Here is a 16465-nt window from a genome sequence, read left to right on the forward strand (position 1 = left end):
AGGCTACTCGCCCGCGCCGGCGAGATCGCGCAGCCGGCGGCCCTGCGCCGCCCGCTCCGCTGCGCGCTGCTCGTCGAGCGTGCGCGCGGCGGCCCCGGCCAGCAGGGCCTTGGTCTCGATGACGGCGTCCCGGGGCGCGGCCGTCAGCGCGGCGGCGAGGTCGGCGACGGCACCGTCGAGCTGGTCGCCGGGCACCACGAGGTTGGCGAGGCCGGTGCGCTCGGCCTCCTCGGCGTGGACGTACCGCCCGGTGGCGCAGATCTCCAGGGCACGGGCATAGCCCACCAGATGGACGAGCGGCTTGGTGCCGGTCAGGTCCGGCACCAGGCCCAGGCTCGTCTCACGCATCGCGAACTGCACGTCCTGCGCGACCACCCGCAGGTCGCAGGCGAGCGCGAGCTGGAAGCCGGCACCGATGGCATGGCCCTGGACGGCCGCGATGGAGACGATGTCGTTCCGCCGCCACCACGTGAACGCCTCTTGGTACTCGGCGATCAGCGCGTCCATGTCGTGCTCCGGGCCGCGCCGCATGTCCAGGAAGGACGGTTCGCCCGGGAAGCCTTCGGGGGTGAAGGCCTGCCGGTCCAGGCCGGCGGAGAAGGACTTGCCCTCTCCGCGCAGCACGACGACCCGCACGCTCCCCGGCAGCTGCTGCCCCGCCTCGGCCAGGGCCCGCCACAGGGCGGGCGACTGGGCGTTGCGCTTCGCGGGGTTGGTCAGGGTCACCGTGGCGACGGCGTCGTCAACGGTGAGCCGGACACCGTCCTTGTCGAGCAGGGTCATCGAGCGCCTCCGAGTCTTCAACGGTCACTGCACAGCAACCGCTAAGTTAACTGAACAGTAACCACCCGGTCGATCACTTCTTCGACCGGGTGGCACCGTCGGCTCTTCGGAGTCGCGGGCCGCCTCGGTTCAGGCCGAGGCGGCCTTCTTGCCCCTCGTTGCCCCGCCACGACCGCGCAGGACCACACCGGATTCGCTGAGCATCCGGTGCACGAATCCGTAGGAGCGGCCGGTTTCCTCGGCCAGCGCCCGGATGCTCGCTCCGGAGTCGTACTTCTTCTTCAGGTCAGCCGCGAGCTTCTCGCGCGCGGCGCCGGTCACCCGGCTGCCCTTCTTCAGAGTCTCGGCCACCCGTGCCTCCTCATGGGAAGTGCGCTCTGGACTCTCATGATCACCCCTCCCGCCCGTCCTGGCCACCCATTCGGCAAGGTCCGTAGGACAACGTTTGGCGCGCGGGAGGGCGCACAGCCGCCCGGAATGAATGATTCCAAGGACCTTACTGAGCGGCCTCGGCCGAGCGGCGCGAAGAAGGGCCAGGTCAGGGGGTACGGGGTGGAACAAGAGCAGCCACGCGGCCGTCCGCGGCCCCTCGCACAGCGTGGCGCGCCGGGTACGAGCCGTTCTCACTCAGATGATGGATCACCCGTCGGCCGAATGATCCATACCGCGTTGATCAAGATGCTCTACGGCCTGTGCCGCGCGGTGCCGGGCACCGCGCGGGGGCCGCGGCGGGGGCTCAGGCGAGTGCCACCAGATCCGCGTAGTCCGGGCCCCAGAGGTCCTCCACGCCGTCCGGCAGCAGGATGATCCGCTCCGGCTCCAGCGCGTCCACCGCGCCCTCGTCGTGGGTCACCAGGACCACCGCGCCCTCGTACGTGCGCAGCGCCCCGAGGATCTCCTCGCGGCTGGCCGGGTCGAGGTTGTTGGTGGGCTCGTCCAGGAGGAGGACGTTGGCGGAGGAGACGACCAGCGTCGCGAGCGCGAGCCGGGTCTTCTCGCCGCCGGAGAGCACGCCGGCCGGCTTGTCCACGTCGTCGCCGGAGAACAGGAAGGAGCCCAGGGTCTTGCGGATCTCCACGAGGTCCAGGTCCGGGGCCGACGAGCGCATGTTCTCCAGGACCGTGCGGTCCGGGTCGAGCGTCTCGTGCTCCTGCGCGTAATAGCCGAGCTTGAGGCCGTGGCCGGGGGTGACCTGGCCGGTGTCGGGCTTCTCCGCGCCGGCCAGCAGCCGCAGCAGGGTCGTCTTGCCGGCACCGTTCAGGCCCAGGATGACCACCCGGGAGCCCTTGTCGATGGCCAGGTCGACGTCGGTGAAGATCTCCAGCGAGCCGTACGACTTGGACAGGCCCTCCGCCGTGAGCGGGGTCTTGCCGCACGGCGCGGGCTTCGGGAAGCGCAACTTGGCGACCTTGTCCGACTGCCGCACCTCCTCCAGGCCGGCCAGCAGCTTCTCGGCGCGCCTGGCCATGTTCTGCGCGGCGACGGTCTTGGTCGCCTTCGCGCGCATCTTGTCCGCCTGGGTGTTCAGCGCGGCGGCCTTCTTCTCGGCGTTGGCGCGCTCGCGCTTGCGGCGCTTCTCGTCGGCCTCGCGCTGCTGCTGGTACAGCTTCCAGCCCATGTTGTAGATGTCGATGTGCGACCGGTTGGCGTCCAGGTAGAACACCTTGTTGACCACGGTCTCGACGAGGTCCACGTCGTGGGAGATGACGATGAAGCCGCCGCGGTAGGTCTTGAGATAGTCCCGCAGCCAGAGGATCGAGTCGGCGTCGAGGTGGTTGGTCGGCTCGTCCAGGAGGAGCGTGTCGGAGTCCGAGAAGAGGATCCGGGCCAGCTCGACGCGGCGGCGCTGACCACCGGAGAGGGTGTGCAGCGGCTGGCCGAGGACGCGGTCGGGCAGGCCGAGGCTGGCGCAGATGGTCGCGGCCTCCGCCTCGGCGGCGTACCCGCCCTTGGTCAGGAACTCGGTCTCCAGGCGCTCGTACTTCTTCATCGCGCGCTCGCGGGTGGCGCCCTTGCCGTTGGCCATCCGGTCCTCGTTCTCGCGCATCTTGCGCAGGACCTCGTCCAGGCCGCGGGCGGAGAGCACGCGGTCGCGGGCCAGTACCTCCAGGTCGCCGGTGCGCGGGTCCTGCGGGAGGTAGCCGACCTCGCCGGACCGGGTGACCGTGCCCGACGCGGGGATGCCCTCGCCGGCCAGCACCTTGGTGAGGGTGGTCTTGCCCGCGCCGTTGCGGCCGACCAGGCCGATGCGGTCGCCCTTGGCGATGCGGAACGAGGCGGACTCGATGAGTACTCGGGCGCCGGCGCGCAGCTCGAGACCGGAGGCGGTGATCACGGAAAGACTCCAGGGCAGGGTGGACGGCGGAACGGACGGGCGGGAGAAGCCGCAACGCGGCGCGCTCCACGAGGAGCGCGGACGGGCCGACGCCGTCTAATGCACAAGGAGAATTGCCATGGACCCAGTCTAACGGTGGTGTGCAAGCAGATTTCCCCGCCGTCACCGGCGCCGCGACGCCCTGCGCGCGGCTCCCTCGGGACAGGGGGTACTCCCAGGTCACATGGCATTGTCGGACCCCACTGGCAGACTGATGTGAGTCAGGCCACACCGGCTCGCGAAGGGACCGAGACCATGTCCGCCACCCCGTCCCCCTCGATCTGTCCGACCCTGCTCTACCGCGATCCCAAGGCCGCGATCGAGCTCCTGACGGCCGCCTTCGGCTTCACCCGCGGCGCGCTGTACGAGGACGAGTCCGGCACCGTGCTGCACGCCGAACTGTCCTACGGCAACGGCACGATCATGCTCGGCGCGAAGGGCCGCGGCGGCGTCTTCGCCGAGGCCATGGGCGACGCCGGGCCGACCGGTGTGTACGTCGCCGTGGCCGACGTCGACGCCCATCACCGGCGGGCAGCGGCGGCCGGCGCGGAGATCCTCGTGCCGCCCACCGACCAGGACTACGGCTCACGCGACTACATGGCGCGGGACGAGGAGGGCAACATCTGGAGCTTCGGCACGTACGCCCCGACGACCACGGAGGCCGACGGCACGGACGCCTGAGCCGCGCCCGCCCGGCGCGGGGCCGGCGGTCAGGCGCCGCCGGTGTGGACCTGGAACGCCGCGCGGCGGACGGCCTTGGCGAGCGCCGGGTCCGGGTGAGCCGCGGCCAGCGCCACGAGGACCTGGACGGTGCGCGGGTGCCCGACGGCGCGCACCTCCTCCAGGAGGCGCGGCACGGAGCCCTGCACGGCGGAGTCCAAGTGGCGTACGAGCAGCCGGCTCTCGCCGTGGTCGGCGACGGCGGCCGCGGTGTCCACCCAGAGCCAGGTGGACTCCTCACGGGTGAGCACGTCCGGCGCGGTCTCGGGGTCGCCCCCTTCGTGCTCCACCAGCCACAGCAGGGCGTAGGGCCGCAGCGCCGCCTCGGAGGCGGCGGCCCGTACGGCGGGCTCGGCCGGCGCGCCGACCGTGCGCAGCGCTTCGAAGGCGAGCCCGCGCAGCAGGGCGTCCTCGCCGCGGGCGACCGCCAGCAGCTCCTCGACCGCGCTGCCGGCGGAGCGCGCGGCCAGCCATGCCCGGTACTCCGCCCGGGCGGGGCCGGGGGTCAGCCGCGCGCAGCCGCGCAGCATCGCCTCGGCGGACTGCTCGATGTTGCCGGCGGGGCTCTGCGCGGCCACGCAGATCTGCTCCAGCTTGACCCAGACCGCCCAGCTGCCGAGCGGGGTGAGGCGGGCCTGACGCTCACCGGCCGGTTCGCCGCCGCGCAGCAGTGCGGCGGCATCCGCGGCACCGCGCGCACGGGTGCCGCCGCCCGGTACGACCAGCGCGCCGACCGCGGCCAGCGCCTCCAGCGCCCAGTCCAGCAGGGACGCGGACGACGCCCCCGCGCCGTCGCCGGCGTCGGCCGTGCCGTCCGGGCCGCCGGGAGCCGGCCGGCCGTGCGCCTGGTCAGTGGTCTGGCCACCGGCATCCGGGGCGGCGCCGCCCTCGGCTGCCGGGCTCGGAGCGACGGCGCCGTCCGGCCCGCCGGGCTGCATGTCGTGCCCGGGCTCCGCGTCCTGACCGGGCTCCGTGTCCTGACCGGCCGCCGGGACCGGCACCGGACCTGCCGCGACGCCGGGGCCCGCGCTCTGCCCGCCCCCGGGGGCCGGTACCGGGCCCGCCGTGGCGCCGGGGCCCGCCGCCGACGACTCGCTCCGGGCCGACGACTCGCCCCGAACCGACGGCTCGCTCCGGACCGCGCGCTCGTACGGCACCTCGCAGCGCTCCGTGCGGAGTTCGGCGATCCGCTGGTCGAGGAGTTCCAGGAGGTCGGCCACCTCGACCGGGCCCGCCGAGAGATAGAGCAGCGACAGCACCTGCGGCAGCGCCTCGATCACCTCGGCGACCGCCCCGGGGCCGGTGTCAGCGGGCGCGGGGAGCGCCAGCGACCAGGCGTCGAAGAGCGCGACCCAGCCGCGCAGCGCGGCGGAGTCGTCCCGGTCCCAGGCGCGCAGCCGCCAGCCGGGGCGGGCCACGCCTCCGTGCAGTTCGATGAGGCCGGCGAGCCGGGCCCGGTCCCAGTCGGCCCGGACCTGCTGCGGCGTCAGTTCCAGTGCGGCGGCTGCCTGCTCGGCGGCGCCGTCCGGGAGCGAGCCGTCGGCGGCGGCGCGTGCGCCGGTGCCCTCGCCCCGCTCGCGGGCGGCCCAGCGGGCCACCCGGACGGCGCCCGCCAGCGCGCCGCGTGCCATCCGGGCCAGCTCCGCGGGCGGTGGAGTGCCCTCGGGCGGCCGTGGCGCGGGCCTGGTGGACCGCGTGCTCACCGCTCGGCGGGCGGCGGCGATCGGTTGTCTGGGGACGAGGCGGAGCCGGGAGTCGCGCGGAGTACGGGACGTCACAGGAGCAGTCTTGCTCCTGTGGGCCCGAAAACCCAATCGGAAGTCCGCTTGCGTTCTCCGGAAGGGCCCTTGGTGCCCGATCCGCCCGCGATCGCCCCCTTCCCCGCGGCACCCCGTGCCACGCCGTCGGCCCTGCGTGCCACGCCCCTGCACACACCGGGCGGACCGCTCACCGACGCCGCGCCGGCCGCTGCGGCAGCACCCCTTCGTCAGCGGCCCTTAGCGGCCCTTCATCAGCCGCACGGGAAAGGCCTCTGCATCCACTACATCAACGGCGTCAGGAACCGGCGGAGCGTCTCTTCGTAGTCCTCGGGCCCGGCGTTCCACATGGCGGCGTGCGGGGCGTCCCTGACGGTGTGCAGGCTGACCAGGTCCGGCCGGGCGGCCGCCAGGCGGCGGGAGGCGGACCACGGCGCGACGGTGTCGCCGGGGCCGTGGAGGATCAGCGTGGGGACGGAGAGCAGTGCCGGGTCGCACGCCTCGGCCAGCCGGTCGGAGTGCAGGCCCGTGCTGCCCTCCGCGGCCCGTACCGCCAGCGGCAGCAGCGGACGCGGCACGCGCCGGGCCGCCGCCAGCGCCCGTACCGTCGCGCGCCAGTCCAGCACCGGCGAGTCCAGCACCAGTCCGGCGATCCGGTCCCGCAGCGCGGAGTGCGCCGTGGCGTGCAGCGCCATCGTCGCGCCGGTGGACCAGCCGTGCAGGACCACCCGGCGCGCGCCGTACCGGAGGGCGTACCGGATCACCGCGTCCACGTCGCGCCACTCGGCGTCACCGAGATGGGCCTTGCCGTCGGCGGTGCGCGGCGCGCCCTGGTCGTTGCGGTAGGCCGGGGCGAGCACCGGGAAGCGGTGGCGGTGCAGGAACGGCATGACGACCATCGGGTGCTCCCGGGTCGTGCCGAGGCCGTGCACGGTGATGACCCAGGTCTCCCGCTCGCCCGGCAGGAACCACGTGGGCAGCGCGCCCAGTTCGCCGGGCACGTCGACGTCGGCGCACTCCAGGCCGAGCGCGTCGGAGGGGTTGCCGAGGTGCACCTGCGGGGTCAGCCACACGTGTGTGCCGCGCCCGAGGGTGCCGTGGGTGACCCGCTCCAGGCGCCGGACGACGGTGTCCGCCGCGTGCGGCACGTCGTCGGTCACCGGGCCGACGACGGCGTGGCAGCCGCGGCCCGTCAGCCCGTACCGGCCCGGCCGCAGCGCGGAGATGCTGCGGGTGAGGGTGATCCGGTCGGCGGTGGTGGCGTGCACCGTCAGCCGCCCGTCGCCCGGCAACGGCCGGTCGGGGGCGGGCCGCAGGGCGACGTCGCTGGCGTACCGGCCGGCCGCGAGCGCGGCCGCACCGGTACCGATCACAGTGGTGACGGCCGCTGCCGCCGCGGTACCCAGGCGCACCCTCCCCAGTCTGGGGAGCGCCGCGGCCCGTGGCCAGTGGGCCCGCGCGCCCGAGTGACGGAACGGGCCGCCCGGTGCCGGGCTGCCGTGCGTTTCGCCCTCCGTCGCGCGGGGTCAGCCCCGCTGTCCGTACCCCCGCAGCCGTTCGGCCACCTCGGCCAGCTGGCCGTCGGAGAGCAGGGACGGCGTGCGCCCGGGGACGGAGGAGGCGGTCAGCCAGAGCCGGCACATCCATTCCAGCTGCGCCGTGCGGTCGTACGCCTGGTCGAGGGTGTCGCCGTAGGTGAGCGTCCCGTGGTTCTGCAGCAGCACGCCCGTGCGGTCGCGCAGCGCGTGCAGCATGTTGTCGGCCAACTCCTGGCTGCCGTACGTCGCGTAGGGGGCGACCCGGACGGTACCCCCGAGGGCCGCGGTCATGTAGTGCACCGGCGGGAGTTCCGGGACCAGTGTGGACACCGCGGTGGCGTGCACCGCGTGGGTGTGGACGACAGCGGTGGCGCCGGTGTGGCGGTACACCGCGAGGTGCATCGGCAGCTCGCTCGTCGGCCTCAGCTCACCGGCCACCTGCCGCCCGTCCGCCGGGTCCACCGCCACCAGGTCGTCCGGGCCCAGCCGGTCGTACGGGACGCCGCTGGGCGTGACGAGCACGAGCCCGCCGGCGCGCACGGACACGTTGCCCGACGTGCCGACCACCAGTCCGTCCGTCACCGTGCGCCGCGCGGCGGCCACCAGGGCGGCCCACGCCTCCGTCACCTCTTCCGCCGGTCCCGGCCCGCGATCCGTCATGCCGCCCCGCTCCCTCCTGGAACCCCCGCGCTGCGCACCGTACCGGGGGTACCCCGCGCAGCCGCCGCACTGTAAGGCGGACCATTCCCCTTCGGTATCCCGCAAAGCGGAGCATTTCGGCTTTGGCCAGTGATTGGCCGGAGCCGATCCGGCATCTCGGGATCTTCCCCTAGCCTCAGGATGTTTTGTCATGCACGTCGCCATCCGGGGGGAATCATGGCTCGTGACCGCAAACCGACTCCTAGTACCCGTACCAGCGACCCGGCACCCGACCCGACACCCGGCGCGCCGCGCCGGCGGCGCCGTCCGGCCTCCGTCGCCACCGCAACGGCCCTCGCGCTGGCCGCGCTGGCCGGCACGGCGCTGACCGGGCTCGCCACCGCGAGCCCCGTTGCGGCGGCCGGCGTGCCGCACGGCCACGACGTCTCCTCGCACCAGAAGAAGGTCAACTGGAACAAGGCCCGCGCGAAGGGCGCGCGCTTCGTCTACGTCAAGGCCAGCGAGTCGACCGACTACACCAATCCCTACTTCGGCCAGCAGTACGACGGCGCCCGCGGGGCCGGCCTGCTGCGCGGCGCGTACCACTTCGCGGTGCCCAACCAGTCCTCCGGCGCGGCCCAGGCGCGGTACTTCCTGCGCAACGGCGGCGGCTGGACGGCGGACGGCTGGACGCTGCCGCCGGCCCTGGACATCGAGCACAACCCGTACAGCAAGAAACACAAGTGCTACGGCGTGAGCAAGAAGAAGATGGTCGCCTGGATCTGGGACTTCAGCGACGAGATCAAACGGCAGACCGGACGCCGGCCGGTGATCTACACGACCACCCGCTGGTGGAACACCTGCACCGGCGGCAGCGGCGCCTTCGCGCAGAGCCACCCGCTGTGGCTGGCATCGTGGCACGGCGAGCCGGGCGCTCTGCCGAAGGGGTGGTCCTTCCTGAGCATCTGGCAGTACTCGAACAAGGGCGCGCTGCCCGGCGATCAGAACGCCTGGAACGGCTCCTACGGACAGCTCCGCAGGTTCGCCGGCGGCTAGACCGGAGCGGTGCCCCAAGCACGTCAAAGGCACCGCGGAATGAACCACAAGTGACGGGTGAGACGCCTCCGCACGAAAACGGCGGGGGCGTCACCACCAGGCCCGTTGTCGTTCATCTTCCGTTCACCCACCCTCCGTACGGTCGCTCGCGTCACTGACCATCGAACTGATTGCCTGGGTGAATGGAACACATCACGCTTCTCATCGGGATCGTGATCGTCACGGCCTTGGTGTTCGACTTCACGAACGGCTTCCACGACACGGCCAACGCCATGGCCACCACCATCTCCACCGGGGCACTGAAGCCCAAGACCGCGGTGGCGATGTCGGCGGTGCTGAATCTCGTCGGCGCATTCCTCTCCGTGGAGGTCGCCAAGACCATTTCCGGCGGCATCATCGACGAAGGCGCCGGCATCAGACCAGAGGTGATCTTCGCCGGCCTCGTCGGTGCCATCGTCTGGAACCTCCTGACCTGGCTCGCCGGTCTCCCCTCCAGCTCCTCGCACGCCCTCTTCGGCGGCCTGATCGGCGCGACCCTGGTGTCCGTCGGCATGAGCGGGGTCAACGGGGACGCCGTCGTCATGAAGGTCCTCATCCCGGCCGTGGCCGCGCCGATCGTCGCGGGCCTCGCCGCGACCTTCGCCACCCGGCTCACCTACCGGCTGGCCCGCAACCGCGCCGAGCAGGACACCGCGAAGGGCTACCGCGCCGGGCAGATCGCCTCGGCCGCCCTGGTCTCCCTCGCCCACGGCACCAACGACGCCCAGAAGACGATGGGCGTCATCACCCTCGCGCTGATCACCGGCGGCGCGCTCGCCCCGCAGGCCGACCCGCCGATGTGGGTCATCGCCTCGGCCGGCCTCGCCATCGCCCTCGGCACGTACCTGGGCGGCTGGCGGATCATCCGCACGATGGGCAAGGGCATCACCGACATCCAGCCGCCGCAGGGCTTCGCCGCCCAGACCGGCGCCGCCGTCACGATCCTGGCCTCCTCGCACCTCGGCTTCGCGCTCTCCACCACCCAGGTCTGCTCGGGCTCGGTCATGGGCTCGGGCCTGGGCAAGAAGGGCGGCGTGGTGCGCTGGTCCACCGCGGGCCGCATGGTGATCGCCTGGGGCCTGACCCTGCCGGCCGCCGGCCTGGTCGCCGCGGGCGCCGCCTTCCTGGCGGGCCAGGGCACCTGGGGCGTCACCACCGTCGCCGTGCTGGGCCTCGCGATCTGCGGTGCCATCTGGGCCGCCTCCCGCCGCAAGCCGGTGGACCACAGCAACGTCAACGACGTGGAGCCCGTCGAGCCGGCCGGTGTCGTCACCACCGCGCTCCAGACCGTCTCCCCGCCGCCCGCGGGCGCGACCACGGCCGGAGCCGGCACCATCGACGGCATCCCGGCGCAGTCCGCCAAGCGCTCCCCCGCCACCACGGCCGTCCGCTGACCGCCGGCCGCTCGCGTTAAGGAACCGACGCCATGAACATCGACTGGGCTGCACTCGGCCAGGTCTTCGGCACCACGCTCGTGGTGACCGTCGGCATGGTGGGCCTGTTCACCCTGGGCATCGTGGGGACGTCCCGCAAGGCCCCGCAGGAGGGCGGGACGGGCGCCACCGCGGTCGCCGCCGGCGGCTCCTCGGCCGTCGCCCGCGCCGGCGGGTACGCCTGCTTCACGCTCTGCCTCGCGGCCGTCGGCTACGGCATCTTCCTGATCGTCGCCGGCTGACCCCCGCACCGCACCCGAAGGCGCCCGGCGCCGCGTACTCCGCGGCCGCCGGGCGCCTTCGCGTGTCCCCGGCCTGTGGTGTCGGCCACACGGACCGGCATACGCCTGCGTCGCAGGTCAAGGGTGAGTTGACGGCTTTCGCGGCACGTGGTGGACTGCCCGGTGCCATTCGGCGACAGATGAGGAAGTCCGGTGAGAATCCGGCGCGGTCCCGCCACTGTCACCGGGGAGCGCTCCTCCAGAAGAAGCCACGGCCCGCCACAGGCACGGGCTGGAAGGCCGGGGGAAGCGTCGATCCGGGAGCCAGGAGACTCTCGTCGCCGGTCACGTCGAGCCAGGGCGCGGACCCTGAGTGAGGACACACGCCATGCCGGGCTCCGAGCCGAGACCCCTGCCCTCCGCCGTACGCCCGGCACGCGACCGCGGCCGGCCGTCCCGCCGAGGCACGACGGCGGGCTGATCCGACGATGCGTGCCGAACACGCCACCTATGCGTGCGGCGCGGCTCTGGGCTTTCTCGGCGACCTGGCCGTGGGCGATCCGCGCCGCGGTCACCCGGTGGCCGCCTTCGGGCGGGCAGCGGCCGCCGTGGAGCGCGGGCTGTGGCGCGACCACCGCGGATACGGCGCGGCGCACACCGCGCTGTGCGCCGGTGGGGCAGCGCTGGGCGCCGCCCTGCTCTCCCGTTCCGTACGCCGCTGCGCCCCCGCCCGCATCGCGCTGACCGCCGCCGCCACCTGGGCCGTGCTGGGCGGTACGACGCTGGGCCGCGAGGCGCGCGCCATCGGCGGCGCGCTGGAAGCCGGCGATCTCGACGTGGCGCGCGAGCGGCTGCCGCACCTGTGCGGCCGCGACCCGCAGGCGCTGGACGGGCCGCAGATGGCCCGCGCCGTCGTGGAGTCCGTCGCCGAGAACACCTCCGACGCGGTCGTGGGCGCGCTGGTCTGGGGCGCCGTCGGCGGTGTGCCGGGCCTGGTCGCCTTCCGCGCGGTGAACACGCTGGACGCGATGGTGGGGCACAAGTCCGACCGCTACCGCCGGTACGGCTGGGCCTCGGCCCGGCTGGACGACGTGGCGGGCTGGCCCGGGGCGCGGCTGACCGCCCTGCTGGCCACCGCCGCCGGGCCCGATCCGCGCGGCGCGTGGCGCAGCCGGCGGGCCGACGGCAAGCGGCACCCGAGCCCCAACGCGGGCCCCGTGGAGGCGTCGTTCGCCGGGGCGCTGGGCGTACGGCTGGGCGGCACGCTGGCGTACGCGGGACGGGTCGAGCACCGCCCGGTGCTCAACGGCGGTGCCCGCGCGGTCGAGGGGGCCGACATCGCGCGTGCGGTGCGCCTGTCGCGCCGGGTGAGCGCGCTGGCGCTGGCGACGACGGTCGGGGCGCGGATCGCCGTGGGCGCGGTGCGCGCGGCGCGAGGGACGAGGAGGCCGCGGTGAGCGGAGCGCGGGAAAGGCCCGGCGGCGGACTGCTGGTCGCGGGGACGACGTCGGACGCGGGCAAGAGCGTGGTGACGGCGGGCATCTGCCGCTGGCTGGCGCGCAAGGGCGTCAAGGTGGCGCCCTTCAAGGCCCAGAACATGTCGCTCAATTCGTATGTGACGCGCGAGGGCGCGGAGATCGGGCGGGCGCAGGCCATGCAGGCCGCGGCGGCCCGGGTCGAGCCGACCGCGCTGATGAACCCGGTGCTGCTCAAGCCCGGCAGCGACCGCAGCAGCCAGGTCGTGCTGCTGGGCAGGCCGGTCGGCGAGCTGAGCGCGCGAGGCTACCACTCCGGGCGCCAGGAGAAGCTGCTCGGCACGGTCACCGACTGCCTGACCGAGCTGCGCCGTACGCACGACGCGGTGATCTGCGAGGGCGCGGGCAGCCCGGCCGAGATCAACCTGCGCCGGACCGACATCGTGAACATGGGGCTCGCGCGCGCCGCGGGCCTCCCCGTGGTCGTCGTCGGCGACATCGACCGCGGCGGGGTCTTCGCGTCCTTCTTCGGTACGACGGCGCTGCTGTCCGAGGCCGACCAGGCGCACCTCGCGGGCTTCCTGGTGAACAAGTTCCGCGGCGACGTGACGCTGCTGGAACCGGGGCTGGACATGCTCAAGAAGCTGAGCGGCCGGCCGACGCTGGGCGTGCTGCCCTTCCGGCACGGGCTCGGCATCGACGAGGAGGACGGCCTGCGGGTGTCGCTCCGCGGCGCGGTGCGCGAGAGCACGGTCGCGGCGCCGCACGGCGACGACATCCTGCGCGTCGCCGTCGCGGCCGTGCCGCTGATGTCCAACTTCACCGACGTGGACGCGCTCGCCGCCGAACCGGGCGTCGTGGTGCGCTTCGTGGACCGCCCCGAGGAGCTGGCCGACGCCGACCTCGTAGTGCTGCCCGGCACCCGCGGGACCGTACGGGCGCTGCAGTGGCTGCGCGAGCGCGGGCTCGCGGACGCGGTCGCGCGCCGGGCCGCCGAGGGCCGCCCGGTGCTGGGCATCTGCGGCGGCTTCCAGATGCTCGCCGAGCACATCGAGGACGAGGTGGAGTCGCGGGCCGGCGCGGTCGACGGGCTCGGACTGCTGCCCGTACGCGTGCGGTTCGCGGCGGAGAAGACCCTGGCCAGGCCCGAGGGCGAGGCGCTGGGCGAGCCGGTGGCGGGGTACGAGATCCACCACGGCGTCGCCGGCGTCCGGGAGGGCGACGAGCCGTTCCTGGACGGCTGCCGCGTCGGCTCCGTATGGGGCACGCACTGGCACGGCTCCCTGGAGAGCGACGGCTTCCGGCGCGCGTTCCTGCGCCGGGTCGCGGCGGACGCGGGGCGCGCGTTCGTGCCCGCGCCGGACACCTGCTTCGACGCGCTGCGCGAGGAACAGCTCGACGCGCTGGGCGACCTGATCGAGGAACACGCCGACACGGAGGCGCTGCTGCGCCTGATCGAGAACGGGGTGCCCCCGGGCCTGCCGTTCGTCCCGCCGGGGGCGCCGTGAGCGCCCCCGGCGAGAACCCCGCGGTGGCGGGGACCACAGCAGGAGCTCGATCACGTGCTCGTGCAGGAGTGGAACATCCCCGCTCAGGCGGGGGACAGGGCTCAACGATCTCCCACAGCGCCCGCAGTTCGGCCAGCAGCAATCGCAAGCCACTCGAAGGAGTGATCAGCACGTGACCACCCCGTACCCGTTCACCGCGATCGTCGGCATGGACGACTTGCGGCTGGCGCTCCTGCTGAACGCCGTCTCACCGGCGGTGGGCGGCGTGCTCGTCCGCGGCGAGAAGGGCACCGCCAAGAGCACCGCCGTCAGGGCGCTCGCCTCGCTGATGCCGCACGTCGACGTCGTGCCCGGCTGCCGCTTCTCCTGCGCCCCGGCCGCTCCGGATCCCGACTGTCCTGACGGGCCGCACGACCAGGCGGGCGCCGGCGTCGACCGCCCCACGCGGATGGTCGAGCTGCCGGTCGGCGCCTCCGAAGACCGTCTCGTCGGCGCGCTGGACATCGAGCGTGCACTGTCGGAGGGCGTGAAGGCCTTCGAGCCGGGCCTGCTGGCCGACGCGCACCGGGGCGTGCTGTACGTCGACGAGGTCAACTTGCTTCACGACCACCTCGTGGACTTGTTGCTGGACGCCGCCGCCATGGGCTCTTCGTACGTCGAGCGCGAGGGTGTCTCCGTGCGGCACGCGGCGCGCTTCCTGCTGGTCGGCACGATGAACCCCGAAGAGGGCGAGCTGCGGCCGCAGTTGCTGGACCGCTTCGGTCTGACCGTGGAGGTCGCCGCCTCCCGCGAGCCCGACCAGCGGGTCGAGGTGGTCCGGCGGCGGCTGGCGTACGACGCCGACCCGGCCGGCTTCGCGGCGCGCTGGGCCGCCGAGGAGGAGGCGCTGCGGCAGCGGATCGCCACGGCCCGCGCGCTGCTCCCGGGCGTTGCGCTCGGCGACGCCGCGCTCCGCCAGATCTCGGCGACCTGCGCGGCGTTCGAGGTGGACGGCATGCGCGCCGACATCGTGATGGCCCGCACCGCGACGGCGCTCGCCGCCTGGGCGGGCCGGGGCGAGGTCGCCGAGGAGGACGTGCGGCAGGCCGCGCTCCTCGCGCTGCCGCACCGGCGCCGCCGCAACCCCTTCGACGCCCCCGGCCTCGACGAGGACAAGCTCGACCGGACGCTGGAGGAGTACGGCCCGCAGGACGACGACGAGCCGGACCCCGAGCCGGAGGGCCCGGACGACGGGCCGGACGGCGGAGGTCCCGACGGGGGCGGCGGACAGCCGCCGCAGGACGGCCCGGACGACGCGCCGCAGCCGTCGGGTGCGGACGCGGGCCCCGAGCAGCCGTCCGTACCGGACCAGCGCCCCGAGGGCGGTCGTGAGGAGCAGCCCGCGCAGCCGCAGGGCGAGGCGTCTCCGGAGCCCTCCGAGGGCGGCGCGGCTCCGGAGAAGGCGGCCGTCGGCGCCACCGAGCCGTTCAAGACCAAGCGGCTGGACGTGCCGGGGCTCGGCGAGGGCGCCGACGGCCGGCGCTCCCGGGCCCGTACCGCACACGGCCGCACCACCGGGTCCCGCCGTCCGCAGGGCGCGCTGGGCAAGCTGCACCTGGCCGCTACCGTGCAGGCCGCGGCGCCGCACCAGAAGCGGCGCGGGCGCAGCGGTACCGGGCTCGTCGTCCGCCGGGACGATCTGCGGGAGGCGGTGCGCGAGGGCCGCGAGGGCAACCTCGTGCTGTTCGTCGTGGACGCCTCCGGTTCGATGGCCGCCCGGAAGCGGATGACGGCGGTCAAGGGCGCGGTGCTGTCGCTGCTGCTGGACGCGTACCAGCGGCGCGACAAGGTCGGGATGATCACCTTCCGGGGCGCGGACGCCGCGCTCGCGCTGCCGCCCACGTCCTCCGTGGAGGCGGGCGCGGCCCGGCTGGAGCAGCTGCCGACCGGCGGCCGGACGCCGCTGGCCGCGGGCCTGCTGAAGGCCCATGAGGTGCTGCGGGTGGAGCGCATGCGGGACGCCTCGCGCCGCCCGCTGGTGGTCGTGGTCACCGACGGCCGGGCGACCGGCGGTGTGGAGCCGCGGCCGCGCGCTTCGAAGGCCGCACGGCTGCTGGCCTCCGAGGGCGTCGCCTCGGTGGTCGTGGACTGCGAGGCGGGCCCCGTCCGCCTCGGTCTGGCCGGGGAGCTGGCCCGCGATCTGCAGGGCACCGCCGTCACCCTCGACGAACTGCGCGCGGACAGCGTCTCCGCGCTCGTACGCAACGTCACCGACACCACCCACCGGAGGGCCGCCTGATGCCGCAGGGACAGCCGACCGTCGTACCGAACGACGGCCTCACCACCCGTCAGCGCCGCAATCGCCCGCTCGTCTTCGTCCACACCGGCACCGGCAAGGGCAAGTCCACCGCCGCGTTCGGCCTGGCGCTGCGGGCCTGGAACCAGGGCTGGCCGGTCGGGGTGTTCCAGTTCGTGAAATCCGCCAAGTGGAAGGTCGGCGAGGAGCGTGCGCTGCGCGTCCTCGGGGAGACCGGCGAGGGCGGCACGGTGGCCTGGCACAAGATGGGCGAGGGCTGGTCGTGGGTCCAGCGCGACATCGAGTCCAGTGAGGAGGCGGCGCGCGAGGGCTGGGAGCAGGTCAAGCGGGACCTGGCGGCCGAGACGTACCGGCTGTACGTGCTGGACGAGTTCGCTTACCCGATGCACTGGGGCTGGATCGACACCGACGAGGTGATCGAGGTGCTGCGGAACCGTCCCGGCACCCAGCACGTGGTGATCACCGGCCGGAACGCGCCGGAGAAGCTGGTGGACTTCGCCGACCTGGTCACCGACATGACCAAGGTCAAGCACCCGATGGACGCGGGCCAGAAGGGCCAGCGGGGCATTGAGTGGTGAGTACCCGGTGGTGACCGGAGACGAGTGCCCGGCGGCGACCGGGGAGAC

The 16465-nt window shown here is 74.0% G+C and carries 14 protein-coding genes and 1 riboswitch; of the genes, 8 read left to right on the forward strand and 6 right to left on the reverse strand.

All coding sequences use genetic code 11. The features are described from left to right. Positions 1-3: 3 nt before the first annotated feature. The 3 genes from ACZ6WH_RS09560 to abc-f form a co-directional block, all read right to left on the reverse strand. A complete protein-coding gene (locus ACZ6WH_RS09560; protein ID WP_469727281.1) occupies positions 4-783 on the reverse strand; it encodes an enoyl-CoA hydratase/isomerase family protein in 780 nt (259 codons plus the stop codon). 129 nt (positions 784-912) lie between these two features. Continuing rightward, positions 913-1134 carry a helix-turn-helix domain-containing protein gene (locus ACZ6WH_RS09565; RefSeq protein WP_006606369.1) on the reverse strand — a complete coding sequence of 74 codons (222 nt, stop codon included), beginning with the start codon at positions 1132-1134 and terminating at the stop codon, positions 913-915. Between the two features lie 385 nt (positions 1135-1519). Beyond that, complete coding sequence (abc-f, locus tag ACZ6WH_RS09570; RefSeq protein ID WP_432852639.1) at positions 1520-3118, reverse strand: ribosomal protection-like ABC-F family protein; 1599 nt, start codon at positions 3116-3118, stop codon at positions 1520-1522. A gap of 294 nt (positions 3119-3412) precedes the next feature. Between abc-f and ACZ6WH_RS09575 the strand changes: the two genes are divergently transcribed. Beyond that, complete coding sequence (locus tag ACZ6WH_RS09575; RefSeq protein WP_469727283.1) at positions 3413-3838, forward strand: VOC family protein; 426 nt, start codon at positions 3413-3415, stop codon at positions 3836-3838. Positions 3839-3867: 29 nt separating this feature from the next. On the opposite strand, the gene ACZ6WH_RS09580 is transcribed toward ACZ6WH_RS09575, so the two are convergent. From ACZ6WH_RS09580 to ACZ6WH_RS09590, 3 genes are all read right to left on the reverse strand, one after another. Further along, positions 3868-5508: a hypothetical protein gene (locus ACZ6WH_RS09580; protein WP_469727285.1), complete on the reverse strand. Its 1641-nt coding sequence runs from the start codon at positions 5506-5508 to the stop codon at positions 3868-3870. Positions 5509-5918: 410 nt separating this feature from the next. Next, positions 5919-7046, reverse strand: a complete 1128-nt coding sequence (locus ACZ6WH_RS09585) for an alpha/beta hydrolase (RefSeq protein ID WP_432852648.1) — start codon at positions 7044-7046, stop codon at positions 5919-5921. 114 nt (positions 7047-7160) lie between these two features. Then, the gene (locus tag ACZ6WH_RS09590) at positions 7161-7832 is read right to left on the reverse strand and encodes a class II aldolase/adducin family protein (RefSeq protein WP_469727286.1); all 672 of its coding nucleotides are present in this window, start codon (positions 7830-7832) and stop codon (positions 7161-7163) included. A gap of 216 nt (positions 7833-8048) precedes the next feature. Here ACZ6WH_RS09590 and ACZ6WH_RS09595 point away from each other — a divergent pair, with 216 nt between their 5' ends. The 7 genes from ACZ6WH_RS09595 (at position 8049) to cobO (ending at position 16417) form a co-directional block, all read left to right on the forward strand. Next, positions 8049-8867 (forward strand): lysozyme, encoded by an 819-nt coding sequence (locus ACZ6WH_RS09595; RefSeq protein ID WP_469727288.1) that lies wholly within the window; start codon positions 8049-8051, stop codon positions 8865-8867. Between the two features lie 182 nt (positions 8868-9049). Beyond that, positions 9050-10300, forward strand: coding sequence for an inorganic phosphate transporter (locus ACZ6WH_RS09600; protein ID WP_432852657.1), 1251 nt, complete (start codon positions 9050-9052; stop codon positions 10298-10300). Between the two features lie 32 nt (positions 10301-10332). Next, positions 10333-10581, forward strand: coding sequence for a hypothetical protein (locus ACZ6WH_RS09605; protein WP_469727290.1), 249 nt, complete (start codon positions 10333-10335; stop codon positions 10579-10581). A gap of 134 nt (positions 10582-10715) precedes the next feature. After that, positions 10716-10914: riboswitch (cobalamin riboswitch) on the forward strand. 134 nt (positions 10915-11048) lie between these two features. After that, on the forward strand, positions 11049-12017 hold the full coding sequence (locus ACZ6WH_RS09610) for a cobalamin biosynthesis protein (protein ID WP_469727292.1): 969 nt from the start codon (positions 11049-11051) through the stop codon (positions 12015-12017). Continuing rightward, positions 12014-13543: a cobyric acid synthase gene (locus ACZ6WH_RS09615; RefSeq protein ID WP_469727294.1), complete on the forward strand. Its 1530-nt coding sequence runs from the start codon at positions 12014-12016 to the stop codon at positions 13541-13543. Before ACZ6WH_RS09610 ends, ACZ6WH_RS09615 begins: the two co-directional genes overlap by 4 nt. Positions 13544-13715: 172 nt before the next feature. Continuing rightward, on the forward strand, positions 13716-15821 hold the full coding sequence (locus tag ACZ6WH_RS09620; protein WP_469727295.1) for a putative cobaltochelatase: 2106 nt from the start codon (positions 13716-13718) through the stop codon (positions 15819-15821). Next, positions 15821-16417, forward strand: a complete 597-nt coding sequence (gene cobO, locus ACZ6WH_RS09625; RefSeq protein WP_361560112.1) for a cob(I)yrinic acid a,c-diamide adenosyltransferase — start codon at positions 15821-15823, stop codon at positions 16415-16417. The genes ACZ6WH_RS09620 and cobO overlap by 1 nt, the downstream gene beginning before the upstream one ends. The last annotated feature ends 48 nt before the right edge of the window (positions 16418-16465 follow it).

The sequence above is a fragment of the Streptomyces sp. NPDC050806 genome, from assembly GCF_055586425.1.

Excerpts from the sequence above, each read along its gene's own strand:
- cobO (WP_361560112.1), top strand. The coding sequence starts at position 15,821 with ATGCCGCAGGGACAGCCGACCGTCGTACCGAACGACGGCCTCACCACC.
- ACZ6WH_RS09595 (WP_469727288.1), top strand. The coding sequence starts at position 8,049 with ATGGCTCGTGACCGCAAACCGACTCCTAGTACCCGTACCAGCGACCCG.
- ACZ6WH_RS09600 (WP_432852657.1), top strand. The coding sequence starts at position 9,050 with ATGGAACACATCACGCTTCTCATCGGGATCGTGATCGTCACGGCCTTG.
- ACZ6WH_RS09575 (WP_469727283.1), top strand. The coding sequence starts at position 3,413 with ATGTCCGCCACCCCGTCCCCCTCGATCTGTCCGACCCTGCTCTACCGC.
- ACZ6WH_RS09590 (WP_469727286.1), bottom strand. The coding sequence starts at position 7,832 with ATGACGGATCGCGGGCCGGGACCGGCGGAAGAGGTGACGGAGGCGTGG.
- ACZ6WH_RS09560 (WP_469727281.1), bottom strand. The coding sequence starts at position 783 with ATGACCCTGCTCGACAAGGACGGTGTCCGGCTCACCGTTGACGACGCC.
- ACZ6WH_RS09610 (WP_469727292.1), top strand. The coding sequence starts at position 11,049 with ATGCGTGCCGAACACGCCACCTATGCGTGCGGCGCGGCTCTGGGCTTT.
- ACZ6WH_RS09580 (WP_469727285.1), bottom strand. The coding sequence starts at position 5,508 with ATGGCACGCGGCGCGCTGGCGGGCGCCGTCCGGGTGGCCCGCTGGGCC.
- ACZ6WH_RS09605 (WP_469727290.1), top strand. The coding sequence starts at position 10,333 with ATGAACATCGACTGGGCTGCACTCGGCCAGGTCTTCGGCACCACGCTC.